21 protein-coding genes are annotated in these 24,332 nt (G+C 68.8%); 9 read left to right on the top strand and 12 right to left on the bottom strand.

The features are described 5' to 3' along the window. Positions 1-93 precede the first annotated feature (93 nt). The 5 genes from IG99_RS17195 to dnaA all read right to left on the bottom strand — a co-directional run bounded on the left by IG99_RS17195 (position 94) and on the right by dnaA (position 7,048). On the bottom strand, positions 94-663 hold the full coding sequence (locus IG99_RS17195) for a DciA family protein (protein ID WP_051865480.1): 570 nt from the start codon (positions 661-663) through the stop codon (positions 94-96). Further along, positions 660-1,781 carry a DNA replication/repair protein RecF gene (gene recF / locus IG99_RS17190; protein ID WP_037674894.1) on the bottom strand — a complete coding sequence of 374 codons (1,122 nt, stop codon included), beginning with the start codon at positions 1,779-1,781 and terminating at the stop codon, positions 660-662. Before recF ends, IG99_RS17195 begins: the two co-directional genes overlap by 4 nt. A gap of 52 nt (positions 1,782-1,833) precedes the next feature. Further along, positions 1,834-2,709: a phosphogluconate dehydrogenase (NAD(+)-dependent, decarboxylating) gene (gnd, locus tag IG99_RS17185; RefSeq protein WP_037674892.1), complete on the bottom strand. Its 876-nt coding sequence runs from the start codon at positions 2,707-2,709 to the stop codon at positions 1,834-1,836. A 241-nt stretch (positions 2,710-2,950) separates the two neighbouring features. Further along, positions 2,951-4,081, bottom strand: a complete 1,131-nt coding sequence (gene dnaN / locus IG99_RS17180) for a DNA polymerase III subunit beta (RefSeq protein ID WP_037674891.1) — start codon at positions 4,079-4,081, stop codon at positions 2,951-2,953. Between the two features lie 903 nt (positions 4,082-4,984). After that, complete coding sequence (gene dnaA / locus IG99_RS17175) at positions 4,985-7,048, bottom strand: chromosomal replication initiator protein DnaA (RefSeq protein ID WP_037674890.1); 2,064 nt, start codon at positions 7,046-7,048, stop codon at positions 4,985-4,987. A gap of 371 nt (positions 7,049-7,419) precedes the next feature. Here dnaA and rpmH point away from each other — a divergent pair, with 371 nt between their 5' ends. The 9 genes from rpmH to IG99_RS17140 all read left to right on the top strand — a co-directional run bounded on the left by rpmH (position 7,420) and on the right by IG99_RS17140 (position 14,332). Beyond that, positions 7,420-7,557 carry a 50S ribosomal protein L34 gene (rpmH, locus tag IG99_RS45515; protein ID WP_003956500.1) on the top strand — a complete coding sequence of 46 codons (138 nt, stop codon included), beginning with the start codon at positions 7,420-7,422 and terminating at the stop codon, positions 7,555-7,557. A gap of 21 nt (positions 7,558-7,578) precedes the next feature. Then, positions 7,579-7,950, top strand: a complete 372-nt coding sequence (gene rnpA / locus IG99_RS45510) for a ribonuclease P protein component (RefSeq protein ID WP_078947756.1) — start codon at positions 7,579-7,581, stop codon at positions 7,948-7,950. Beyond that, complete coding sequence (gene yidD / locus IG99_RS45505; RefSeq protein ID WP_078947755.1) at positions 7,947-8,300, top strand: membrane protein insertion efficiency factor YidD; 354 nt, start codon at positions 7,947-7,949, stop codon at positions 8,298-8,300. Before rnpA ends, yidD begins: the two co-directional genes overlap by 4 nt. Before the next feature lie 3 nt (positions 8,301-8,303). Next, complete coding sequence (yidC, locus tag IG99_RS17165; protein ID WP_037674889.1) at positions 8,304-9,593, top strand: membrane protein insertase YidC; 1,290 nt, start codon at positions 8,304-8,306, stop codon at positions 9,591-9,593. A 15-nt stretch (positions 9,594-9,608) separates the two neighbouring features. After that, positions 9,609-10,121, top strand: coding sequence for a Jag family protein (locus IG99_RS17160; protein WP_037674888.1), 513 nt, complete (start codon positions 9,609-9,611; stop codon positions 10,119-10,121). Positions 10,122-10,239: 118 nt separating this feature from the next. Beyond that, the gene (rsmG, locus tag IG99_RS17155; protein ID WP_037674887.1) at positions 10,240-10,956 is read left to right on the top strand and encodes a 16S rRNA (guanine(527)-N(7))-methyltransferase RsmG; all 717 of its coding nucleotides are present in this window, start codon (positions 10,240-10,242) and stop codon (positions 10,954-10,956) included. A 265-nt stretch (positions 10,957-11,221) separates the two neighbouring features. Further along, positions 11,222-12,295: a ParA family protein gene (locus IG99_RS17150; protein WP_078947772.1), complete on the top strand. Its 1,074-nt coding sequence runs from the start codon at positions 11,222-11,224 to the stop codon at positions 12,293-12,295. Further along, positions 12,292-13,392 carry a ParB/RepB/Spo0J family partition protein gene (locus IG99_RS17145; RefSeq protein WP_037674883.1) on the top strand — a complete coding sequence of 367 codons (1,101 nt, stop codon included), beginning with the start codon at positions 12,292-12,294 and terminating at the stop codon, positions 13,390-13,392. Before IG99_RS17150 ends, IG99_RS17145 begins: the two co-directional genes overlap by 4 nt. Positions 13,393-13,714: 322 nt before the next feature. Next, on the top strand, positions 13,715-14,332 hold the full coding sequence (locus tag IG99_RS17140) for a GNAT family N-acetyltransferase (RefSeq protein ID WP_037674881.1): 618 nt from the start codon (positions 13,715-13,717) through the stop codon (positions 14,330-14,332). A gap of 52 nt (positions 14,333-14,384) precedes the next feature. Here IG99_RS17140 and trxA read toward each other — a convergent pair whose 3' ends face one another. The 7 genes from trxA to IG99_RS17105 form a co-directional block, all read right to left on the bottom strand. Continuing rightward, positions 14,385-14,717, bottom strand: a complete 333-nt coding sequence (trxA, locus tag IG99_RS17135) for a thioredoxin (RefSeq protein ID WP_037674879.1) — start codon at positions 14,715-14,717, stop codon at positions 14,385-14,387. Between the two features lie 40 nt (positions 14,718-14,757). Continuing rightward, positions 14,758-15,726: a thioredoxin-disulfide reductase gene (gene trxB / locus IG99_RS17130; protein WP_037674876.1), complete on the bottom strand. Its 969-nt coding sequence runs from the start codon at positions 15,724-15,726 to the stop codon at positions 14,758-14,760. A 168-nt stretch (positions 15,727-15,894) separates the two neighbouring features. Then, positions 15,895-16,824, bottom strand: a complete 930-nt coding sequence (locus IG99_RS17125; RefSeq protein WP_037674875.1) for a membrane protein — start codon at positions 16,822-16,824, stop codon at positions 15,895-15,897. Next, positions 16,821-17,546, bottom strand: a complete 726-nt coding sequence (gene sigM, locus IG99_RS17120) for an RNA polymerase sigma factor SigM (protein ID WP_037674873.1) — start codon at positions 17,544-17,546, stop codon at positions 16,821-16,823. Before sigM ends, IG99_RS17125 begins: the two co-directional genes overlap by 4 nt. A 26-nt stretch (positions 17,547-17,572) precedes the next feature. Then, positions 17,573-19,288, bottom strand: a complete 1,716-nt coding sequence (locus IG99_RS17115) for a protein kinase family protein (RefSeq protein WP_037674871.1) — start codon at positions 19,286-19,288, stop codon at positions 17,573-17,575. A 138-nt stretch (positions 19,289-19,426) separates the two neighbouring features. Next, complete coding sequence (gene murJ / locus IG99_RS17110) at positions 19,427-21,700, bottom strand: murein biosynthesis integral membrane protein MurJ (protein ID WP_037674869.1); 2,274 nt, start codon at positions 21,698-21,700, stop codon at positions 19,427-19,429. A 44-nt stretch (positions 21,701-21,744) separates the two neighbouring features. After that, complete coding sequence (locus IG99_RS17105; protein ID WP_037674868.1) at positions 21,745-24,132, bottom strand: DUF6049 family protein; 2,388 nt, start codon at positions 24,130-24,132, stop codon at positions 21,745-21,747. Positions 24,133-24,332: the final 200 nt, after the last annotated feature.

The following is a 24,332-nucleotide window of genomic DNA, read 5'->3' as shown; positions in this document are numbered from 1 at the left end:
TTCGCATCCGTGTGCGAGGTGACGGCGAGGGCGTCACGGGGGCACGACGAGGCCGCCGACGTCTCGAGAACGACGTCGGCAATGTGACAGAGTTCACCCGTAGGTGTCGCCGGGACCCGTGCTTCCGGGAGCGCGCAGGGGGCCGTAGCGGCGGGCGGGGCCGCCGGGGCCGTACACCTTGATCTGCTTCACCGCGCCGTGGCCCAGGTCCTCGTTCAGACGTGCGACCAGCGTCGGGGCGAGCAGGCGCAGGTTCGTCGCCCACGCCGTGGAGTCGCAGCGCACCACCAGGACCCGCTCGTCCTCGTCGTACTTCTCCGGTACACAGTGATTCGCCACGTCCTCGCCGACGATCTGCGGCCAGCGGCCCATCACACCGCCCACCGCGGCCGGCGCCTCCCAGCCGCGCTCGGTGATCAGCCGGTTGATCGCGGCGCCGAACGCCATGGGGTCGCGTCCGTCGGCCCGCGCGCCGGAGCGCAGGCCGCCCCCGCGCCGCGCCTGCTTCCGCTGCTGCGCCGCGTCCCCACGCGCGCGTGCCTGCTCCCGCGCCGCGCGCAGCGCCACGCGCGCGAGGTCGACGCCGGAGGGCTCGGGGCTCGTGGGGGTCATGGGGGGCGTGGTGGCACCGGCGGCCTTCGGAGCCGGTTCCTCGGTGCTCATACGCGCTCCACCGCCCCGTCCGCCACCGCGTACCGAGCCCCGGCCAGCACATGCGGTACGTCGTCGTCGACCGCTGCCGTCACCAGCACCTGCTCACCGGGCGCGACCAGCTCGGCCAGCCGCTCCCGGCGACGGGCGTCCAGCTCCGCGAACACGTCGTCGAGGATCAGCACCGGCTCGTTCCCCTCGGCCCGCAGCAGGTCGTACGAGGCCAGCCGCAGCGCCAGCGCGTAGGACCAGGACTCGCCGTGCGAGGCATAGCCCTTGGCGGGCAGCTGACCGAGCTTGAGGACCAGATCGTCCCGATGAGGGCCCACGAGGGTGATGCCCCGCTCGACCTCCTGCTTGCGGGCGTCGGCGAGCGCCGCGATGAGCTGGGCGTAGAGGTCCTCGCGCGTGTGCGCCTCGCCGGGCGCGGACGGCTTGTACTCCAGGGTGACAGGACCGCCGCCGGGCGCCAGCTGCTCGTACGCCTTGTCGGCCAGGGGCTGGATCGCGGCGATCAGGTCGAGACGCTGGGCGAGCAGTTCGGCGCCCACACGCGCCAGGTGCTGGTCCCAGACGTCGAGCGTGGACAGATCCATGGACCGGCCGCCGTGCCGACGGGCCAGCGCCGCCGACTTCAACAGGGTGTTGCGCTGCTTGAGCACCCGCTCGTAGTCGGAGCGCACGCCCGCCATACGGGGGGAGCGGGCGGTGATCAGCTCGTCGAGGAAGCGGCGCCGCTCCCCGGGGTCGCCCTTGACCAGGGCGAGGTCCTCGGGAGCGAAGAGGACGGTCCTGACGATCCCCAGCACATCACGCGGCCTGACCTGCGAGGACCTGTTGATACGGGCGCGGTTGGCCTTGCCGGGGTTCAGCTCCAGCTCGACGAGCTGCTGCCGCTCACCCTGGCGGACCTGCGCCCGGATCACCGCGCGGTCGGCGCCCATGCGGACCAGGGGCGCGTCGGAGGCGACGCGGTGGCTGCCGAGGGTGGCGAGGTAGCCGACCGCCTCGACGAGGTTCGTCTTGCCCTGCCCGTTGGGGCCGACGAAGGCGGTGACGCCCGGGTCGAGAGGGACCTCGACCCGGGCGTACGAGCGGAAGTCGGCCAGCGACAGATGCGTGACGTGCATGGTCGGTCGCCGACCTCCCTCGGCTTGTGGACTGCTCGTGCAGCCCGTCGGACTACTTCTTCTCGACCGCGTGGCCGCCGAACTGGTTGCGCAGCGCGGCGATCATCTTCATCTGCGGAGAGTCCTCCTGGCGGGACGCGAACCGCGCGAAGAGGGAGGCCGTGATCGCCGGAAGCGGCACGGCGTTGTCGATGGCGGCTTCCACGGTCCAGCGTCCCTCGCCGGAGTCCTGTGCGAAACCCTTGAGTCCGTCCAGGTGCTCGTCCTCGTCCAGGGCGTTGACCGCGAGGTCGAGCAGCCAGGAACGGATGACGGTGCCTTCCTGCCAGGAGCGGAAGACCTCGCGCACGTCCGTGACGGAGTCGACCTTCTCCAGGAGCTCCCAGCCCTCGGCGTAGGCCTGCATCATGGCGTACTCGATGCCGTTGTGGACCATTTTCGCGAAGTGGCCCGCGCCGACCTTGCCGGCGTGCACCGCGCCGAGGTCACCCTTCGGCTTGAGGGCGTCGAAGACCGGCCGCACCTTGGCGACGTTCTCCGCGTCGCCGCCGAACATCAGCGCGTAGCCGTTCTCCAGGCCCCAGACGCCGCCGGAGACACCGCAGTCGACGAAGCCTATGCCCTTGGCTGCCAGCTCCTCGGCGTGCTTCTCGTCGTCCGTCCAGCGGGAGTTGCCGCCGTCCACGACGACGTCCCCGGGATCGAGGAGCTCGGCGAGCTCGTCGATGGTCGACTGGGTCGCGGCGCCGGCCGGGACCATGACCCATACGACGCGCGGGCCCTTGAGACTGTCCACAAGCTCCTTGAGGCTGTGGACATCGGCGAGGTCCGGGTTGCGGTCGTATCCGACGACGGTGTGGCCCGCGCGGCGGATCCGCTCGCGCATGTTGCCGCCCATCTTGCCGAGGCCGACGAGACCGAGCTCCATCAGTTGTGTTCCTTAGGTTCTGCGACGTGGCGGACGGCACATGGGTGCCGAGGCACTTTCGTACCCGCGTCCGAGCCTAAACCCGGACGCTCGCTCACATCTGTGGGCATACGCGCTCAGACGTACGCCCCGACCTGGGGTTTCACTGACGGACGCGCTCAGCCGCTCAGTCGCACCGGCATACTGTGATCTTCTGGGGGACAACCCCCACACCCCCAGCCGTCGTCCACAGCAGGTTTGCTCAGCCGCTCAGTCGCACCGGCATGATCAGGTACTTGTAGGCCTCGTCCGCCTCCGCGTCCACCGCCGGCTTGCCGCTGAGCAGCGCGGGCTTGGTGGAGGTCGTGAAGGAGAGCTGGGCCACCGGGGAGTCGATGGCGCTCAGACCGTCCAGCAGGAAGGTCGGGTTGAAGGCGATGGAGATGTCGTCGCCGTCGAGCTGGGCGTCGACCCTTTCCACAGCCTGTGCGTCGTCGCTGGAACCGGCCTCCAGGATCAGCACGCCCTGCTCGAAGCTGAGCCGCACCGGGGTGTTCCGCTCGGCGACCAGGGCCACACGCTTGACGGCCTCCACGAACGGGGCGGTCTCGATCACCGCGATGGAGTTGAACTCCGTCGGGAACAGCGTGCGGTACTTCGGGAGGTCGCCCTCCAGCAGCCGCGTGGTCGTACGGCGCCCGGCGCCCTCGAAGCCGATGAGGCCCTCGCCCGAGCCCGAGCCGGACAGCGCCAGGATGACGCTGTCGCCGCTCGTGAGCGCCTTGGCGGTGTCCTGGAGGGTCTTGGCGGGCACCAGGGCGACCGCGGAGACCTCCGGGTTCTCCGGCTTCCACAGGAACTCCCGGACCGCGAAGCGGTAGCGGTCGGTGGAGGCCAGCGTGACGGTGTCGCCCTCGATCTCGATGCGCACACCGGTGAGGACGGGCAGCGTGTCGTCACGGCCGGCCGCGATGGCGACCTGCTGCACGGCGGAGGCGAAGACCTCGCCGGGGACCGTGCCCGTGGCGTTCGGCATCTGCGGCAGCGCCGGGTACTCCTCCACAGGCAGGGTGTGGAGTGTGAACCGCGAGGAGCCGCAGACCACGGTCGCCCGTACACCGTCTGTGGAAATCTCCACCGGGCGGTTGGGGAGGGCGCGGGAGATGTCGGCGAGCAGACGGCCGGAGACGAGGACGGTGCCCTCCTCCTCGACCTCCGCGTCCACGGACACCCTTGCGGAGACCTCGTAGTCGAAGCTGGACAGGCTCAGCTGGCCGTCCTCGGCCTTCAGCAGGAGGCCGGCGAGGACAGGCGCCGGCGGACGGGCCGGGAGGCTGCGTGCCGCCCAGGCCACTGCCTCCGCGAGTACGTCGCGTTCCACCCGGATCTTCACTGTTGCCGCCTCCTGCTGTTGCCGGCGCTTCTCGCTCTGCCTGGCCCTCGTCGTCTGTCTCGGTGTCGCCGGTCCCCGTGACGGGAAGGACACCGGGGAACAGTCTGACGCACCGCACTGACAGTAGGTGCCTCTCGGGGTCAAGTCGTGACGAGCGGCAGCCGGGCGCCGAAGAGCGAGTTGTGCACAGGCCCCACTTCGAAACGGATTCCCAGCTCTCTCTAGTTGGTTGTAGTAGTAGGGGCTGTGGATACCGTGGATAACTACGTTTTCCCAGCTCAGAGCGGAAATTTTGTCCACCGGCCCTGTGGGCGGAGGCGGTGGACAACCCGGGGTCTCTGTGGAGAACAGAAAGTTCTGCACACCCCATGCACAGGTTGAGGCGAGTTCTCCCCAGGGCCGTCCCCAGCTTTGCCCACCTTTCCCACAGGCCAACCCGGCAGCTTCGTGTGACGCCTTTCACTCGGGCCGGTGATCAGGTGCGTCGTGTTGCCGAACAGTGGACAGCCATGTGGAGAAGCGGCCCGTCGCTGGGGACAACAGGCCCCAGCCTGTGGGTTGTCGGTGGACAACTTTGTGCACAGCTTGTGGATCACGACGTTGTCCACAGTCTGTGGAGATCCTTCGTCCACGAATCCACAACCACCTGACCTGGCCCGACGGTCTTTCAACAGGACTCGCTGTGGACACCGTATGGACAACTTCCCAGTCCCCAGGGTGTGGACGGGAAAAAGTCACCGAATCTGTGGAGAGTGGCCGTAACCCGGCAGCTATTCGAACAGCGGCTGACCGCGCCATGACGAGGGACAGTCATCGAAGAGGTCCTCGGCGAGGGACCGGGAGATGACGAAGGGCGCCCCGGGAAGTCCTCGGGGCGCCCTCAGTGGCTCTCGGTGGCCGCTGTCAGCCGGCCTTGATGCGGTTGGTGAGCTCGGTGACCTGGTTGTAGATGGAGCGTCGCTCGGCCATCAGATTGCGGATCTTGCGGTCGGCGTGCATGACCGTCGTGTGGTCGCGGCCGCCGAACAGCGCGCCGATCTTCGGCAGCGACAGGTCCGTCAGCTCACGGCACAGGTACATGGCGATCTGCCGGGCGGTCACCAGCGCGCGCCCGCGCGAGGTGCCGCACAGGTCCTCGACGGTCAGCCCGAAGTAGTCCGCCGTCGCGCTCATGATGGCCGTGGAGGTGATCTCGGGGGCGGAGTCCTCACCGCCGGGGATCAGGTCCTTCAGGACGATCTCGGTCAGCCCCAGGTCCACCGGCTGGCGGTTGAGCGACGCGAACGCCGTCACCCGGATCAACGCGCCCTCCAGCTCGCGGATGTTGCGCGAGATCCGGGAGGCGATGAACTCCAGCACCTCCGGCGGGGCATTGAGCTGTTCCTGCACCGCCTTCTTGCGCAGGATCGCGATGCGCGTCTCCAGCTCGGGCGGCTGCACGTCGGTGATCAGGCCCCACTCGAAACGGTTCCGCAGCCGGTCCTCCAGCGTGACCAGCTGCTTCGGCGGCCGGTCGCTGCTGAGGACGATCTGTTTGTTGGCGTTGTGGAGCGTGTTGAAGGTGTGGAAGAACTCCTCCTGCGTCGACTCCTTGTCCGCCAGGAACTGGATGTCGTCGACGAGCAGGATGTCCATCTCGCGGTAGCGCTTGCGGAAGCTGTCGCCCTTGCCGTCGCGGATGGAGTTGATGAACTCGTTGGTGAATTCCTCCGAGCTCACGTACCGCACGCGTGTTCCCGGATAGAGGCTTCGCGCGTAGTGCCCGATCGCGTGCAGCAGGTGCGTCTTGCCGAGCCCGGACTCCCCGTAGATGAACAGGGGGTTGTACGCCTTCGCCGGCGCCTCGGCGACGGCGACCGCGGCCGCGTGCGCGAAGCGGTTGGAGGCGCCGATGACGAACGTGTCGAAGAGGTACTTCGGGTTCAGGCGCGCGGTCGGCTCACCGGGGCCGGTGGCCGGCGCGGGCTGCGCGGCCAGCGGGCCGGGCGCGCCGGTGGTGGGCAGGCTGGAGCCGACCGGGCCGCCGCGGTGCACGTGCCCGGAGCCGACCGGCGGCTCGGGCAGGTCACGGCGGGCGCCGTCGCGCTGGTCGTAGTCCCCGCGGGCGGAGTCGTAGTCGGAACGCGGTGAGTCGTAGTCGGCGCGGGACGGCTCGTACTCCCCGCGGGAGTGGTCGTACTCCGGGCGCTTCGGTTCGTACTCGGAGCGCTGCTGCTCGTACGGCGGGCGCTCCATCGGCTGCGGGCGGTAGTCCTGCGCGGGGGCGCCGTATGCGTCATGTCCCTGACCGCCGTAGGAGTCCTGCGGGCGGCCGCCGTACGTCTCCTGGGGCGGCGACGCGTACGGGTCGCGCTCCGGGAAGCCGAGCCGCTGCTGCTGCCAGCCGTAGTCCTCCTGCGAGGCGCGCGGCCAGGCGCCCGGCTCGGGGCGCTGGTACTCCGAGGGGTAGGCGGGGCGGGCCGTCGGAAGCTGATCAGCGCGCGTAGCGGGCTGCGGATCGCTGTCGGGCGATGGTTCGAGGCGGCCCGGCCCGTGGTCCTCGGCGCGGTGGCGGCCGTAGCCCCCGTACGGGCCGGAGGGGAGTTCGGGCTCCTCGTACCTGGACTGGTCCTCGTAGCGCGGCTGGTCGTCGTACCGCGGTTGGTCGTCGTAGCGAGACTGTGTGCGGGCGGGCGGGGCAGGGGGGTCGCCGGCGGAGTCGTCCACGGTGATCGCGATGCGGATCGGGCGGCCGCACTCGCGGCTCAGGCTTTCGCTGACGATCGGGGCGAGGCGGCCTTCGAGCACGCCCTTCGCAAATTCGTTCGGTACGGCGAGGAGAGCGGTGTCGGCGACCAGGGCGAGCGGCTGACAGCGCCGGATCCAGTGCTCGTCCTTCGTCTCGACACCCTGGCCTCGACCCTCACCGAGAAGTTGTTCCAGTACGCGTGGCCACACTGCGGCAAGATCGGCAGGTACGTCAGCCACAGGGCACGCTCTCTCGCAGGTCCCACGAACGTGTGGTTGTGGGACGGGTCGGGATGTAAATCGGGTGGGCCAGGGATAAGGGAACGAATCGCAGTCCAGTCACGGTAGTCAGGGCGGCGGGTAGGGTTCAAGTTGTTGTCCCCAGCCTGTGGACAGTGTCTCTCCGTGACCCCTGGTTTGACCGGATGGCGTAGCCGCGCGTACCGTAACCAGGTCGAGTTGTCGATGGCTGCTGCCGCCTGCCTCCGATGGGCACAGATCGCGTCAGGTGATCGGAAAGCGGTGCACTCGGGCGTAACGAGAGCTACTCGTGGGCGCACGGTGACAGCCAGGACGGCACCCCGCAACTACCTTTCTTCTGGAGCCCCCGAGTGAGCAAGCGCACCTTCCAGCCGAACAACCGTCGTCGCGCGAAGACCCACGGCTTCCGGCTGCGTATGCGCACCCGTGCCGGCCGCGCGATTCTCGCGTCCCGCCGTAGCAAGGGTCGCGCCCGTCTGTCCGCCTGATCCCGGTCAGGTCATGCCGTCGTGCTGCCCACCGAGAACCGGCTGAGGCGGCGCGAGGACTTCGCGACCGCGGTACGACGAGGGCGTCGGGCCGGACGCCCGCTCCTCGTCGTCCACCTTCGTAGCGGTTCCACGGACCCGCACGCGCCTGGGGAGAGCGCTCCCCCGACGCGTGCGGGTTTCGTCGTGAGCAAGGCCGTGGGCGGAGCGGTCGTACGCAATACCGTGAAGCGCCGGCTGCGCCATCTGATGCGTGACCGAGTCGCCCTGTTTCCCCCCGGTAGCCTGGTAGTCGTACGAGCGCTGCCCGGTGCGGGTGACGCCGACCATGCACAGCTGGCCCAAGACCTGGATGCCGCCCTTCAGCGGCTGCTGGGAGGGGGCGCGCGATGAAGTACCCGCTGCTGGTTCTGATCAAGATCTATCAGTGGACGATCAGTCCGCTGCTCGGACCGGTGTGCAAGTACTACCCGTCGTGCTCCCACTATGGCTACACGGCCATCGACCGGCACGGCGCGATCAAGGGAACGGCACTGACCGCCTGGCGCATCCTCCGCTGCAATCCGTGGTCGCTGGGCGGGGTGGACCATGTTCCACCGCGCAAGCGTCCGCGGTGGCACGAAATGCTGCGAGGCGCTTGGCGCGCACGCAGGGGCGGGCCCTCCGCCGCCGAAACGGCCACCGAAGACAATGTTGCTTCGAGCCCGGCCGCAGAGACACCGTCCCATGCCCAAGGAGCATGATTAGTGGACACGATTGCCAGCCTCTTCAGCTTCATCACGACACCTGTCTCCTGGGTCATCGTCCAGTTCCACACGGTGTACGGCGCCATCTTCGGCCCCGACACCGGGTGGGCCTGGGGCCTGTCGATCGTGTCCCTGGTGATCCTGATCCGTATCTGCCTGATCCCGCTCTTCGTGAAGCAGATCAAGTCGACGCGGGCCATGCAGACGCTCCAGCCCGAGATGAAGAAGATCCAGGAGCGCTACAAGAACGACAAACAGCGTCAGTCCGAAGAGATGATGAAGCTGTACAAGGAGACGGGCACCAACCCGCTCTCCTCGTGCCTTCCCATCCTGGCGCAGTCCCCGTTCTTCTTCGCCCTGTACCACGTGCTCAACGGCATCGCGACCGGCGACACCATCGGCGTGATCAACCAGAACCTGCTGGAGAGTGCGCAGAAGGCGCACATCTTCGGGGCCCCGTTGGCCGCGAAGTTCACCGACGGCGCCTCGAAGGTGGAGTCGCTCGGTGCCTCGCTCACCGACGTCCGGGTCGTCACGGCGATCATGATTGTCCTGATGTCGGCGTCGCAGTTCTTCACGCAGCGCCAGCTGATGACGAAGAACGTCGACACCACGGTGAAGACGCCGTTCATGCAGCAGCAGAAGATGCTGATGTACGTCTTCCCGGTCATGTTCGCCGTCTTCGGCATCAACTTCCCGGTCGGTGTCCTCGTCTACTGGCTGACCACCAACGTGTGGACCATGGGCCAGCAGATGTACGTGATCCGCAACAACCCGACCCCGGGTTCCAAGGCTCAGGCCGCGTACCTCGAGCGCCTCTCCAAGCACGTCGCGAACCACGGCAAGACCCGCAACCGTCGTGAGAAGGCCATCGTCAAGGCCATCGTGGCCAAGGGCCGTGACCGCAACGAGCACGAGCGCAAGTTCATCAACGGTCTGAACAAGGCGGGTTTCGCGGCGCAGCCCGACGGCACCGTGCTGAAGGGCGAGAGCCAGGCCGCCGCCCAGACCGACGACGGCACGGCGACCACCACCACCGCGACCGCCCCCAAGCGCCAGCAGCCCAAGCGGCAGTCCAAGTCCCAGCGTCAGTCCGGCAGCCCGAAGGCGGCCGGTGAGGCCGAGGCGCAGGAGTCGACGCCGCCGTCGCTGATCAAGTCCGACGAGCCGGAGGACGCCAAGCCCGCCGCCAAGAAGGCCGCTGCCAAGCCGGCCCCGGGCGGTCGCAGCAAGGCCCAGTCCGGGCAGCGCAAGGGCCCGCAGCGCCCCAAGTCCCCGTCCAAGAAGTAAGAAGGAGCCCATCCCGTGACGGAAGGCACCACCTCCGCCGCTGCCGAGGGTGCAGACACCCTGACCCGCCTGGAGCAGGAGGGCGAGATCGCGGCGGACTACCTCGAGGGTCTGCTGGACATCGCCGATCTCGACGGCGACATCGACATGGACGTCGAGGCCGACCGCGCTTCCGTGTCGATCATCAGCGACACGGCCGGCCGCGACCTGCAGAAGCTGGTCGGCCGGGACGGCGAGGTGCTGGAGGCGCTCCAGGAACTGACGCGCCTGGCCGTGCACCGGGAGACCGGCGACCGCAGTCGGCTGATGCTGGACGTCGCCGGCTACCGGGCCAAGAAGCGCGCCGAGCTCTCCGAGCTGGGTGCCAAGGCCGCGGCCGAGGCCAAGAGCACCGGTGAGCCCGTGAAGCTGAAGCCGATGACGCCCTTCGAGCGCAAGGTTGTCCACGACGCGGTGAAGAGCGCGGGCCTGCGCAGCGAGTCCGAGGGCGAGGAGCCGCAGCGGTTCGTCGTCGTGCTCCCCAACTGATTCGGTATCTACGTTCCTCCGGCCCCGTCTGTTGCCCAGACGGGGCCGATCTTTGTCAGCCTGGTAGTTCTGGTGGTCGGTGTGAGAAGCGCCGATGCGGTACGGAAGGACGGTCCCCGTGACGGAGGCAGCGGAGCTCCCCCCTGCGCCTGAACACGCGCGCGGTGTGTTCGGCGATCGCTTCGCCGATGCGGTTCGGTACGCCGAGCTCCTGGCCGAGGCAGGAGTTCAGCGGGGGCTCATCGGCCCGCGCGAGGTGCCTCGCTTGTGGGAGAGGCACCTGCTGAACTGCGCTGTGCTCTCCGAGGTCGTGCCCGAGGGGGTGACCGTGTGCGACGTCGGTTCCGGCGCGGGGCTGCCCGGTATCCCGCTCGCCCTTGTGCGGGAAGACCTGAAGATCACGTTGCTGGAACCGTTGCTGCGGCGCACGACCTTCCTCACCGAGGTCGTCGAACTGCTGGGGCTGGACCATGTGACGGTCGTCCGTGGGCGGGCCGAGGAGGTCATGGGCACGCTGTCCCCGGTCCATGTGGTGACGGCCCGTGCGGTAGCCCCACTGGACCGGCTGGCCGCCTGGGGCATCCCGTTGCTCCGGCCGTACGGCGAGATGCTCGCGCTCAAGGGCGACACCGCGGAGGAGGAACTCAAGAGCGCGGCTACCGCGTTGAGCAAGCTCGGTGCGGTGGAGACGTCGATCCTTCATGTCGGCGAGGGCGTAGTGGACCCGTTGTCCACCGTGGTGCGGGTAGAGGTCGGGGAGAGCCCGGGCGGTGTGCGCTTCGCTGCGAAGAGGGCCAAGGCGGCCCGAACCGGCCGCACGCGTCGCCGCCGCTGATCCGTCCTGATGACGAGCCGTACTCCACACAAGCTGCCAAACCCACGCGTGCCGGAGTGTCGTAACAGATCGGCCGCGTCGGCTGTGCATCGTGTTTCACGTGAAACGTCGCTCACTGCTGCACGGCATCATCAGTCGGGGCCGCGCTGCGGCCGAACCCCGCGACCGTAAGCCTCTCGGTTCACTCGGAGAGGGTGCGGAGTTGTCCACAGAGGTGGATTTCTCCACAGAACCCCAGGCCTCACTGGTTCACGACCCCGAAGACATGGGAGGCTCTGTTCATTGCGAGCCTGAAGTCGAGGAGAGTGAATCCTTGCGGTCCGACGCCAACATCGCGGGACCGATGACCGATCCGGTCCCCGGTCCCCGTACCGAGTCGATGGGGGAGGATGTTTCACGTGAAACACCGCCCCCGATGGACGACACTCCAATCGGTCGTGCTGCCCAACTGGCGGTCGAGGCTCTGGGCCGCGCCGGCGAGGGTCTGCCACGGCCCGAGCAGACGCGTGTCATCGTGGTCGCCAACCAGAAGGGTGGGGTGGGCAAGACCACGACGACTGTGAACCTTGCCGCCTCCTTGGCCCTGCACGGTGGCCGTGTCCTGGTGGTCGACCTCGACCCTCAGGGCAATGCCTCCACGGCTCTGGGGATCGACCATCACGCCGATGTTCCGTCGATCTACGACGTGTTGGTCGAGAGCAAGCCGCTCGCCGAGGTCGTTCAGCCGGTCCCTGATGTCGAGGGTCTGTTCTGCGCCCCGGCCACGATCGATCTCGCCGGTGCGGAGATCGAGCTCGTGTCTTTGGTGGCGCGGGAGAGCCGGCTCCAGCGAGCCATTCAGGCCTACGAGCAGCCGCTGGACTACATCCTCATCGACTGCCCGCCCTCGCTCGGCCTCCTTACGGTCAATGCGCTGGTGGCCGGAGCAGAGGTCCTCATCCCGATCCAGTGCGAGTACTACGCACTGGAGGGGCTGGGCCAGCTGCTGCGCAACGTCGACCTGGTGCGGGGGCACCTCAACCCCGACCTCCATGTGTCGACCATCCTGCTCACCATGTACGACGGCCGGACGCGCCTCGCGTCCCAGGTCGCGGACGAGGTGCGCAGCCACTTCGGCGACGAGGTTTTGCGGACGAGCATCCCTCGCTCAGTCCGTATCTCCGAGGCGCCGAGCTATGGGCAGACGGTACTGACATACGATCCAGGATCGAGTGGTGCCCTCTCCTATCTTGAGGCGGCACGAGAAATCGCGTTGAAGGGTGTCGGCGTCAGCTATGAGGCTGCGCACGCCCACATCGGCGCACAGAGCGACCCGAGCATGGTGGAGGGGATCCAGTGAGCGAGCGACGGAGGGGGTTGGGCCGTGGTCTTGGCGCACTGATCCCTGCTGCCCCGACCGAGAAAACGCCGACGCCGACCGCGGTGGGGGGCGCTGCTGCCACGTCTCCGGCTGCTGTCCCGGTGCTGGCCACCGACCGAGGCGTGGCTGCCGCAAAGGTGGCTACGCTCCCGCCTGTTTCACGTGAAACAGAGGAACCGTCGGTGCACGGAACCGAGGAGACGCCCGCGCCTCCGGTGGGCGCCCACTTCGCCGAGATCCCCCTCGACTCCATCACGCCCAACCCGCGCCAGCCACGAGAGGTCTTCGACGAGGACGCGCTCCAGGAACTCATCACCTCCATCAAGGAAGTGGGTCTCCTCCAGCCCGTCGTCGTACGGCAGCTGAGCACCGGGCGCTATGAGCTCATCATGGGTGAGCGGCGCTGGCGGGCCTGCCGTGAGGCGGGCCTTGAGGCGATCCCGGCGATCGTGCGAGCCACGGAGGACGAGAAGCTTCTCCTGGACGCGCTTCTGGAGAACTTGCACCGGGCTCAGCTGAACCCGCTGGAAGAGGCCGCCGCCTACGACCAGTTGCTGCAGGACTTCAACTGCACGCACGACCAGCTCGCCGACCGCATCGGTCGCTCCCGTCCGCAGGTCTCCAACACGCTGCGTCTGCTGAAGCTGTCGCCGGCCGTCCAGCGCCGGGTCGCTGCCGGAGTCCTCTCCGCGGGGCACGCGCGGGCTCTGCTCGCCGTCGAGGACTCGGAGGAGCAGGACCGGCTGGCACACCGGATCGTGGCCGAGGGACTCTCGGTGCGGGCGGTCGAGGAGATCGTGACCCTGATGGGTTCGCGGCCGCAGAAGGCTCAGCGCTCCAAGGGGCCGCGGGCCGGTGCCCGGGTCTCTCCGGCGCTGTCCGATCTCGCGGGCCGTCTCTCGGATCGCTTCGAGACCCGGGTGAAGGTCGATCTGGGCCAGAAGAAGGGCAAGATCACCGTCGAGTTCGCCTCCATGGAGGACCTCGAGCGCATCCTCAGCAGCCTCGCTCCCGGTGAGGGGCCCGTCCTCCAGAAGAGCCTTCTGGAGGGGGACTCCGAGGACACGGAGGACTGAGACAGGTGGCAGGCCGGGCGGGCGCTCGGCCGACCTGAGAGCGGGCTGTGTCCGGTTTAGCCCGGGGCGGCCCGCTCTTTGTATTGAGGCAGTATCGAGGCAATCGCATCGTCGATACGATGCGTTGGGGTATGGCGCATCCACCAGGCAGCATCTCCGAGTGAGAGGCGGGGGCCTTGCGAACGATGAGCCGGACCGGACTGGTGAGCGCCGGACTGGGGCTGGGCGCAGTCGGCGGATTCGTCGGCAGTCTGCTCAGGGAACGGACCGCTCTGACAGCCGCTCGCAGTGCTGCGGGCGAAGGAAGCGAGGAACAGCCTTCATGGGGCGTCGGCTCGTACCGCTTACGCTGGACAACCTTCAGGACCTCCCCAAGCGCTGCCGCTCGTGCGTCTTCTGGGAGCTGGACCCGGTCAGCGGTGAAGCAGCGGTAAAAGCAGGCACGTCGGCTCTGGAGAAGGAAGCCTGGATCTCCGCCGTCCTGCTGGACTGGGGCTCGTGCGGGCGGGTCGTGTACGTCGACGAGGTCCCGGTCGGCTTTGTGCTCTACGCGCCGCCTGCCTACGTCCCCCGCTCGTCGGCGTTCCCCACCAGCCCTGTGTCGCCGGACGCGGTCCAGCTGATGACGGCGTTCATCATGCCGGGGTACCAAGGACAGGGACTGGGCCGAGTGATGGTCCAGACGGTCGCCAAGGATCTGCTGCGGCGGGGTTTCAAGGCCATCGAGGCATTCGGCGACGCGCGGTGGAAGGAGCCGGCGTGTCTCCTTCCGGCCGACCATCTCCTGGCGGTGGGATTCAAGACGGTCCGGCCGCATCCCCTGCATCCCCGTCTGAGGCTGGAGCTGAGGACGACGCTCTCATGGAAGGAAGACGTGGAGATGGCGCTGGACCGACTCCTGGGGGCCGTCCAGAAGGAGCCGGCGCTGCGGCCGCTCTAAAGCGAATGGGCCAACCCTTGCGGGTTGGCCCATTCGTGTTTCACGTGAAACGTCACTCGGCGATGAAGTCCTCGAGATCGCGGACGATCGCGGCCTTCGGCTTGGCACCGACGATGGTCTTGGCGACCTCGCCGTTCTGGTAGACGTTCAGCGTCGGGATCGACATGACGCCGTACTTGGCGGCCGTACCCGGGTTCTCGTCAATGTTGAGCTTGACGATCTCGATCTTGTCGCCGTATTCGGCGGCGATCGCCTCGAGGGACGGAGCGATCTGACGGCACGGACCGCACCAGGCGGCCCAGAAGTCCACCAGGACGGGCTTGTCGCTCTTGAGGACGTCCTGCTCGAAGGTGTCGTCGGTCACGTTCTTGAGGGTGCCGGCCACTGCGGGCTCCTTACTGGTTGGTGCGTGGGGCGGACGGGGGTCAGACAGAGGTCTTCTCGGGCTCGGCCTTCTCCTCGTCCGCGAGGGCGGCGAGGAAACGCTCGGCGTCGAGAGCAGCGGCGCAGCCGGTGCCGGCCGCGGTGATCGCCTGGCGGTACGTGTGGTCGACCACGTCACCGGCGCCGAAGACACCGGTCATGTTCGTACGGGTCGACGGCGCGTCGACCTTGAGGTAGCCCTCTTCGTCGAGGTCCAGCTGGCCCTTGAACAACTCGGTGCGCGGGTCGTGGCCGATCGCGATGAACAGGCCCGTCACCGGCAGGTCCGAGAGCTCACCGGTCTTGACGTTGCGCAGCTTCAGACCAGAGAGCTTCTGGTCGCCCTGGACCTCGGCGACCTCGCTGTCCCACACGAACGAGATCTTCGGGTCGGCGAACGCGCGCTCCTGCATCGCCTTGGAGGCGCGCAGGGTGTCCCGGCGGTGGACGATGGTGACGGACTTGGCGAAGCGCGAGAGGAAGGTGGCCTCCTCCATCGCGGTGTCGCCGCCGCCGATGACGGCGATGTCCTGGTCCTTGAAGAAGAAGCCGTCACAGGTCGCACACCAGGAGACGCCTCGGCCGGAGAGGGCGTCCTCGTTCGGCAGACCGAGCTTGCGGTGCTGGGACCCCGTGGTGACGATGACGGCCTTCGCCTTGTGGACAGTACCGGCGGTGTCCGTGACCGTCTTGATCTCGCCGGACAGGTCGACCGAGACGACGTCGTCCGGGATGAGCTCGGCACCGAAGCGCTCGGCCTGGGCGCGCATGTTGTCCATGAGCTCGGGACCCATGATGCCGGTCTGGAAGCCGGGGAAGTTCTCCACCTCGGTCGTGTTCATCAGTGCACCGCCCGCGGTGACGGCACCCTCGAACACCAGTGGCTTCAGCGACGCTCGTGCGGTGTAGAGCGCCGCGGTGTAGCCGGCGGGCCCGGAGCCGATGATGATCACGTTACGGACGTCGCTCACGGCTTGTTTCCTCGTCTCTGGTCTGCTTCGTTCGACCGGGGGGAGCCTTGCTGAACTCTCACCCCACCCAACGGATCCTAAGGGGCGTGCATTCCCGGTGTGTCCGGGCACACGGAGAGGCGGACATCGCACGGGATACCACGAAGAACAGAGGCGACGCCCCGACTGTCACGGACGAGCGTAGGAGTCCTTGAGAAGGATCTCCGGCTTGGCGGAGTTCGGGTGATCCACACACGCCGATTGCACGATGTAAGCGGTGACCTTCGTCGCGTTGGAGGCGTCGGGCAGGACGACGAGCAGAACGTCCTGTCCCTGGTACACGCCCGGCTTGGTGACCAGCGCGGGGTCGGTGCGGCCGATTCCCTTCTGGATGCACGCCGGGACCGTGGGCTGCCTGAGGATCTTCGGGCTCTGCACGTCGGGGCTGCCCCCTGTGCCCAGATCCGGTGTGCGTGAGCCTCGCCCGGTGTCGCTCGTGGCGAGGAGACCCTCGACCTGCTTCTCCAGCTTTCCCTGGAAGAAGGTGTCGGCGGCGGTGGAGCGCGGGGCCTCTGCCGTCGGGGAAGTGGAGCCGCCCATCAGCGATGTCAGCAGAACGGACCCGACTCCCAGGGCGGCGGCCGTGAAGGCGGCGCCAAGGACCGCGGCCTTACGACGCCTGCCCCGCAGACGGGTCTTGCGGCCGGGACCGGTAGTGGAGCCGCGGGAGTGACCGGCCGGACGATCGGCGGCGGGCGATGTTTCACGTGAAACACGCGCGCTGTCGTCCGCTTCGTGGTCTGTTCCGGAGCTGTCGGAGGGAGTGCTGATCGATGCCGACGCGTTCGGCCGGTCGGGCTCCGTGGCGTTCAGCAGAGCTTCCGCGGCGAGGGCCGCGTCGATACGGCCCGCGACATCGGCCGGCATGCGCGGTGGACCCGGCACGGTGCCGAGCAAACCCCGGATCTCCTCCAGGGAGGCGTGGACGTCCCCGCACAGCTCGCACCCGTCCAGATGCCGGCGTACGTCCGCGCTCCGGGACGGAGGCAGGAGCCCCTCGGTGAGGTCGGAGATCTCCGCGACGTCCGGGTGCCCGGCCGTATCTGTCGTGGATGTCACGCTCGCCCACCTCCGCCCTTCGCAGCAGCTGAATCGCTTGGCCCTGGATCACCGGGGCCCGTGTCGTGCGGGCCCGCTGCGGGTGGGACGGATGTCCCCTGCGCCCGGTTCCGTCCTCGGCCGGGTTCCGCGCCCTCACCGGTGTTTTCCGGCCGTAGATGGGTGAGCAGAGGCAGAAGTTTGGCTCTGCCTCGGGCGCAGCGGCTCTTCACGGTGCCAGTGGGGACGTCGAGCACGCGGGCGGCCTCGGCGACCGGGTAGCCCTGCATGTCCACCAGCACGAGGGCCGCTCGCTGGTCCGGCGGGAGGGTGCCGAGCGCTTCGAGCAGCTGGCGGTGCAGGTCGTTGCGCTCCGCGGGGGCCGAGGCTGACTCGTGCGGCTCCAGCAGCTGCTCCAGGCGCTCGGTGTCGTCGACGGGTGAGGTCTTCCGAGACGCGGCCTTGCGCGCCCTGTCGAGGCAGGCATTCACCGTGATGCGGTGCAGCCAGGTCGTGACGGCCGACTGGCCCCGGAAGGTGTGCGCGGCCCGATAGGCGGAGACGAGGGCGTCCTGGACCGCGTCAGCGGCCTCCTCGCGGTCCCCCAGGGTGCGCAGAGCCACAGCCCACAGCCGGTCACGGTGACGTCGTACGAGCTCACCGAAGGCGTCGGGGTCGCCTTCAACGTGACGGGCGAGCAGATCCTGATCGCTCGCTGCGTCGTGTCCGGCGCCTTCCGCCATCGGCCCCCTCCCCCTTCGGTGAGATGTCAGCCCTTGAACTTCACGTCGGTGATGGCCTGCTTCCAGCCCGCGCTGCTGTACCCGTCGGACGGTGCGTTCGGCACAGCCGTCACCCACAGCAGCACGTACTGCGTCTTCACCGTCTTCGACGCCTTGACGGTGAGAGAGTCGCCGCTCGTCGTGGCCTGTCCGATCTCCTTCATCCCCGCGACGGCCTTCGAGGGGGACAAGGAGTCCGTGGCGTACAGGTGCACCGTCGTGTGGTCACCCGAGTACCGGAGCCCTATTGACGCCGCCGAGACCTGCTGGGCCGAGCCGAGGTCGTAGACGATGCCCACGCCCGGCTTGTAGGGGGCCAGCGTCGGACCGGCGTTGTAGCGATTGGTGCGCCAGTAGGTGGAGCTGTTGCCGTCGTAGGTGTTGGCGACGTCCTCGGGCGCCTGCGCGTCTCCGCTCGCCACGTACTCCCGGGCGCCCTTGATGGACAGCGTCTTGACCGGCTTGGTCTTGTCGCCGTTCTTGTCGTTCCCGTCCGTGGTCTGTGTCTGCTTGGTGTCGTCGGACTGGTTGCGCTGCTCCATGAGCGCGTCCGCCAACTGCCAACTGCCCAGGCCCAGGGCCGCGATGAGGAGCGCAGAGACGGCCCACTTCAGGGCCCTTCCGGTACGGCTCTGCAGCGGGGGCGGTGGGGTCGCCACCGGCTGGGTGGCACCGGGATGCGGCGCGGGGCGGCCGTAGGAGCCCTGCTGGTACGTGGTGCGCTGGTACTCGGGCGGCGCGGTGAACGCGGGCTCCGGCGGGCGGATGCGGGGCATCTCGCCGATCGCCTTCACCAGCTCCTCCGGCGTGGTGCACGGCGACTCATGACGGGAAGCTGTCGCGCCGTCGTTGGCGAGCGCCCGCATGGACAGCTCGGACAAGCCGCGATGGACCCCGGCACGCACCTGGTCGGGTGCGATCAGGCCGATGTCCTTGGGAAGCCCGGAGAGGCCGTAGGCGTCGCTCTCATACGGCCAGCGCTGGGTGAGCGCCGCGTACAGCAGGGCGCCGATCGCCTCGGTGTCGGTGCGCTGGGGGGTGTCGGAGCTGATGCCGCGCAGGGCGGCGTTCACGGCGAGGCCGCGGATGCGCCACTGGCCGGTGGAGGCGCGCAGGACGGCGCTGGGGTTCAGACGGAGATGCGCCAGGCCCTCGCGGTGCGCTGCGGCCATGGCGGACGCGATCTGACTGACCATCTGGTACGCGTCGTGCGGCTCCAGCGGGCCTGCGGCGAGGAGTGTCGTCAGCTCGGTGGCGTCGGGCAGCCACTCGTGGACGACGTAGACGAGGTCGTTCTCCTCGACGGCGTCCAGCACCTGGACGAAGCGGGGATCTCCGAGCAGCGCGGAGGAGCGGGCCGCGGCCAGCACGGAACGGGCCCGCGTGTGGTCAGCGGGCAGGATGTGGACACCGACGGCACGACGGAGTTTCTCGTCGACCGCACGCCAACTGCTGAATCCGTCCAGACGGGTGACGCACTCCTCGAGCCGGTAGCGTCTGGCCAGCTTGTGGCCGCTGTGCAGCTCGGGTGGTGAGGCCTTCCCGGGACCCTGGGTCCCGCCGCTCCCCTGTGCCTCGTCGCTGTCCGTGTCCCGCTCCCGGTTCTGGGCCACCCCGTCGGCCGTGGACTGGTCCGCCTGTGCGGTCAGCGGCTCGTCGCCGCTGTCTGCCACGTCGACGGCAGCCGTGCTCCGTTCTGCCACCGTCGTTCCTGCCTCCCCATCCAATGCGCGCCGTTCGACATCCGTGCGCGCCGTCCGACGCCGAAACCAATTGTGCCCACAGTCCGCCGCTATGCACGACACGCGGCGGCGGACGATGGTTGTGCGCGTACCCCTCTCTCAGCGGCCCAGCCGCCCGCGCACCATGCCGACGAGGGAGTTGAGTTCCTCGATGCGCATGCGGCGGGCCGCCAGGTAGAAGACGGCGAGCAGGACGGTACCTCCGGCGATCAGTGCCGCGAAGGAGCCGACGACACCCTGGCCCAGCGTGTGCCCGATGCCGTAGCAGGCCGCTCCGCTGAGCAGCGCGGCGGGCACCGAGGCGATGCCGAGCCGGGCGTACGTCCGCAGGACGCGGGATCCGTCCAGATCGCCGCCGAGCCGCTTGCGCAGCCGGCTCCAGGCGACGCCGACACCGATCGCGTAGGCCAGACCGTACGAGGCTGCCATGCCGACCACGGCCCATCGGGCCGGGATCACGAAGAAGCAGATCGCCGAGGCGCCCGCGTTGACCGCGGCCACGATGACGGTGTTGTAGAAGGGGGTCCGGGTGTCCTCGTAGGCGTAGAAGGCACGGAGCACGACGTACTGCACGGAATACGGGATCAGGCCGAGGCCGAAGGCCATCAGCATGAAGCCCATGTTCGTGGCCTCGCTCGTACCGGAGGAGCCGAACATCAGGGTGCACATCGGGATGCCGAGTGCCAGGAACCCGAAGGCGATGGGCACGATGGCGACGGCCGTGGTGCGCAGACCCTGGGAGATGTCGTCGCGGACCGCGCCGCCGTCGCCCTCGGCCGCCGAGCGGGAGAGACGGGGCAGCAGGGCGGCCATCAGCGAGACGGTGATGATGGCCTGCGGCAGACCCCAGATCAGCTGGGCGTTGGCGTAGGCGGCGAAGCCGGTGCCGTCGACGGGCGAGTTCTTGCCGGCCGCCGTGGACAGCTGCGAGACCACGATCGCGCCCGCCTGGTTGGCGAGGACGAACAGGAAGGTCCACTTGGCGAGGGTGACGGCCTTGCCCAGGCCGTGTCCTCTCCAGTCGAAGCGCAGCCGCAGCCGGAAGCCGGTTTCGCGCAGGTAGGGGATCATCGCCAGGGCCTGCACCACGAGGCCGAGCAGGACGCCGACGCCGAGGAGCTGCTGGCCCTCCGGCGGGATGGTGGTGACCTTCATGCCTGAGTCCGCGGCGGTGCCGTAGACCCACATGAACATGCCCAGGGTGACGATGATGACGATGTTGTTGAGGACAGGCGTCCACATCATCGCGCCGAACTTGCCGCGAGCGTTGAGGATCTGCCCCATCACCACGTGGACGCCCATGAAGAAGATCGAGGGCAGGAAGTAGCGCACGAAGGTGACGCCGACCTCGTTGGCCGCCGGGTCGCTGGCGACCGAGTCGGACAGCAGCCGGATCAGGACGGGCGCAGCGGCGATCGCGGCGACGGTGAGCACCCCGAGCGCCACCACGACCAGCGTCAGCAGGCGGTTCGCGTACGCCTCGCCGCCGTCCTCGTCCTCCTTCATGGCCCGCACCAGCTGGGGCACGAAGACGGAGTTGAGTCCGCCGCCGACGGTGAGGATGTAGATCATCGTCGGCAGTTGGTAGGCGACCTGGAAGGTGTCACCGAGCAGGCCGACGCCCAGTGCCGACACGATCAGTGCCGAGCGGACGAAGCCGGTCAGGCGGGAGACCATCGTGCCCGCCGCCATCACGGCGCTGGACTTCAGCAGCCCCGCCGCCTTGCCGCCCTTCTTCGCCGCCGGTGCGGGCGCGGGGGCAGGAGGGGCCTCGGGCGCCGGTGCCGGCGCCTGGTACTGCGGAGGCGCCTGGTACTGCGGAGGCGCCTGGCCCACGGCCGGTCCCGTGGCCGGGCCGGGCACCGCCGGTGACTCCACCGACGGGTGGAAGCCACCCTGCTGCAGGCCGCCCTGCTGCTGGTCCCGGAAGAGGTGCGCGAAGGCGTCCGGCTCGTGGCGCTCCTCGCCGGCCTGGGTGACCAGGTCGTCGACGCCCACGAACTGGGTCGTGCGGGGGTCGTCGCCGTATGGCAGGTACTGGGTGGGTCCGTCCGGTTCCGGCGCCGGGGTCTGCGCCCACACGCGCGGGTCGGGGGCGTACGGCGACTGGGGCGGCTGGCCGTACAGCGGCTGCTGAGGCTCGTACGTGCCCGGAGGCGGCGGGGGGTGGGCGGCACGGTCGTAGAGCGCCTCGGCTACCGGGTCCTGCGCGGAGAGGTCCTGTGCCCGGTAGGGGTCCTGGCTGTAGGCGTCCTGGAGGTACATGTCCGCGGGGTGCTGCGGCGGCACCTGACCGTGCTCGGGCTGCGGGCCCTCGGGGTACCCCGAGTTGCCCGCAGCCTGGCCGCGGTCACCGTCGTACGGCGCGTTCATGGTTACCCCACCTCATCGTCCCGGGCCCACCGGCCACGACATCCTCAACGGTCCACTCTCTCACCCGTGCCGGACGGGTCGGCGTTTCCCGCTGCGGTGTCCGGGGTCGGGTCACTCGGCTGCACCGGGTCGCCTGCCCCCGACCGAGCGCCGGACTCTTCACTGAGACGGCCCATGGTGCCCGAGGGGTTCTCCGGGCCGTCGGCCGTCTCATCGGCCTCGGTGTCCGGGCCGTCCTCCTCGGCCTCCCGGGCGGCAGCGCGCTTGCGCTGCGTGTACATCCGGAAGCCTGCGAGGACCAGCAGGAGGACACCGCCACCGATGACCAGCATCACGGTCGCCGTGATCTCGGTGACCTTCACGTCGAAGGTGACGGCGTCACCGTAGGGCTGTCCGTCCTCCGTGTACAGCTGGGCGATCACCGCCGCCTGGCCGTTGGCGTTGGCGGACGTAGTGAACTTCACCGTCTGGGCGTGGCCGCCGGAGACCGCGATCGGCTGCTCCTCGTAGTCCTCGCCGTCGATCTTGAGTCGCGTGGGGTTCGTCGACGTGAGCCGCAGCACGAGGTGGTCGACGCCCTGGACCAGGTTGTTCTGTACGGACACCGGGATCATGGCGCTGCGGCCGGAGAGCTTGGTCTCGGACTTGTCGACCAGCTTGACCTGTTCGGTCAGGTCGTCGAGATACGCCTCCACGCCCTGACGGAAGGTGCTCGCCTCGGTGCTCCGCCCACGCCAGGACGTGGACATCTCGCGATTGAGGGCCCGCCCGAAGGGGGTCACCACACGCGATTCGTCGGTGAGGATCACCTGGAACCGGTCCAGCTTGCTCTGCGTGTTCGCGATCACGCCGAAGGCCGACCGCGGGAGCTGCCGCTTGCGCAGTGAGGAGGGGTAGGACGCCGGGACCTTCGTGCTGGCGCCCGGGTCCGGCTTGGCCGTGGCGGCCGCCGTGAGGTCCTGGGACTCGGACCAGGTGCTGTCCTGGAGCGCCGTCAGCGCTTCCGCCATGGCCCTCGCCTGGCTCGCGGTGGGCATGCGCTGCGGGGCGACGACGATGCTGCGCTGCTTGCCCGTCTGAAGGTTCAGCGTCAGGCTCTGCGCGAGGAACTGCTGCACGGCGAGAGTCGACGTGGACGCCTTCGTCAGATCGCCCTCGAAGGCCGTCGACAACCGTGCGTCCGCGACCACCGCCGTCGTTCCGCCGCCGATGGGGCGGGCCGCGGAGGGGGTGTAGGTCAGGCTGCCGGTCTCCTGAAGGCTGTCACTGCGCGCGATCACCTTGTCGGCGCCCGCCGAGGTGGCGACCTTGACGATCGACGGGTCCACGGCGCCGTTCACGGGCCAGGCGAAGTCGGTGCTCGGTGTCACGTGGAGGATCGTCTCCACCGTCAAGGCGGCGACATCGGTGGCCGCCTTGAGCTGGTTCAGTGAGCCGGTGACGCTCGTCCCATTGTGAGCGAGGGAGGCCAGGTCCGGGTCGGCGAAGGGCAGGGCGACGACCTCCTTGTCCGCCACCGCCTCCTGCACCTCGTCGAGCCATCGCTTGGCGACCGCCTGGTGGGTACCCGCCGTGGTGGTGTCGCCCTCGCCGCGGACCCTGTAGCCGTTCGTCATGGCGTCGACGGACGCCAGCAGGTCCGGGTCGATCACCCAGGTGACGTCGAGGTCCTTGCCCAGCGACACGAGCTGGTCCAGGCGGCCGCCCGGGGCGATCTCCTTGGCGAGGTCGTCGTCGGAGAAGACCGGCGTCTGCTGCTCGTTGGAACCGGTCTCCGCCGTCATGTGGGAGGTGGAGATCAGCGGCCACAGCGCCGTGGTCTTCGTCCTGGTCTGCGCCTCGTCCGGCTGCCACGGCAGGAACGTCCGCTGGATGCCCAGCACCCGATCCCAGGGCTGCGCGGACGTCTGGCCGGAGAGCGAGACCCCGAGGGGGTAGACCCCGTCGTCGCCGAGGTTCAGCTTGTCGACCGGTACGGAGATGGTGAACGGCTCGGCGACGCCCGGGGTGAGCTTGGCGAACTTCTCGACGTACTTGCCGCCGACCTCGGACCCGTCGGTGCCCGGCATGTATTCGGTGCGTTTGGCCGTGGAGTCGATCGACGAGCGGGTGGGCAGGGCGGATCCCAGGAGCAGACCCACGTGGGCGTCGCTGACCGTCTGCTTGCCGTTGTTCGTCACCGTGCCGGAGACGGTCACGGTGTCCCCGTCGGTGGGGACGCTGGGGTTGAGCGAGTCGACGGAGACGGCGACCGAGCCCGAACCCGAGGAGTCCCGTACGGCGTCCTGGCCGGAGGCCTGCGCGGACGGGGCGATGGGCAGCTGGAGCAGACCGGCCAGCAGAGGCGCTCCGGCGAGCAGTGCGCCGGTGCGCCGGAGCCACCGACGGGCAGGTGAGGGACTCATCCCCTGGAAGTCTGCCGCCTCGGCCACGCGCTCGCCCGTCCCTCGTCGTCGTCAGTGGTCGTCGGAATGTGCGTCCACGCATGGTAACGATGCGCGCTGAGGGGAAGTGCCGCGGTCCGCTCCACAAGATCAGGGATGACGGATGGAGCGTCCTGTATGTACCCGTTTAAAGGGAGCGCCCCGACGCCCTCCGGCACGCGTCGATCCTGTGTGGATATGGGGGAGGT

Origin of the sequence: Streptomyces griseus subsp. griseus (assembly GCF_000720255.1) — a bacterium.
Lineage (GTDB): Bacteria > Actinomycetota > Actinomycetes > Streptomycetales > Streptomycetaceae > Streptomyces > Streptomyces griseus_I.
This window is presented reverse-complemented; position numbering and strand designations above follow the sequence as displayed.

Coding starts and splice junctions, on each gene's coding strand:
- IG99_RS17195 (WP_051865480.1), bottom strand. CDS start 663: ATGAGCACCGAGGAACCGGCTCCGAAGGCCGCCGGTGCCACCACGCCC.
- recF (WP_037674894.1), bottom strand. CDS start 1,781: ATGCACGTCACGCATCTGTCGCTGGCCGACTTCCGCTCGTACGCCCGG.
- gnd (WP_037674892.1), bottom strand. CDS start 2,709: ATGGAGCTCGGTCTCGTCGGCCTCGGCAAGATGGGCGGCAACATGCGC.
- yidD (WP_078947755.1), top strand. CDS start 7,947: ATGAAGTACCCGCTGCTGGTTCTGATCAAGATCTATCAGTGGACGATC.
- IG99_RS17150 (WP_078947772.1), top strand. CDS start 11,222: ATGGGAGGCTCTGTTCATTGCGAGCCTGAAGTCGAGGAGAGTGAATCC.
- IG99_RS17140 (WP_037674881.1), top strand. CDS start 13,715: ATGGGGCGTCGGCTCGTACCGCTTACGCTGGACAACCTTCAGGACCTC.
- sigM (WP_037674873.1), bottom strand. CDS start 17,546: ATGGCGGAAGGCGCCGGACACGACGCAGCGAGCGATCAGGATCTGCTC.
- murJ (WP_037674869.1), bottom strand. CDS start 21,700: ATGAACGCGCCGTACGACGGTGACCGCGGCCAGGCTGCGGGCAACTCG.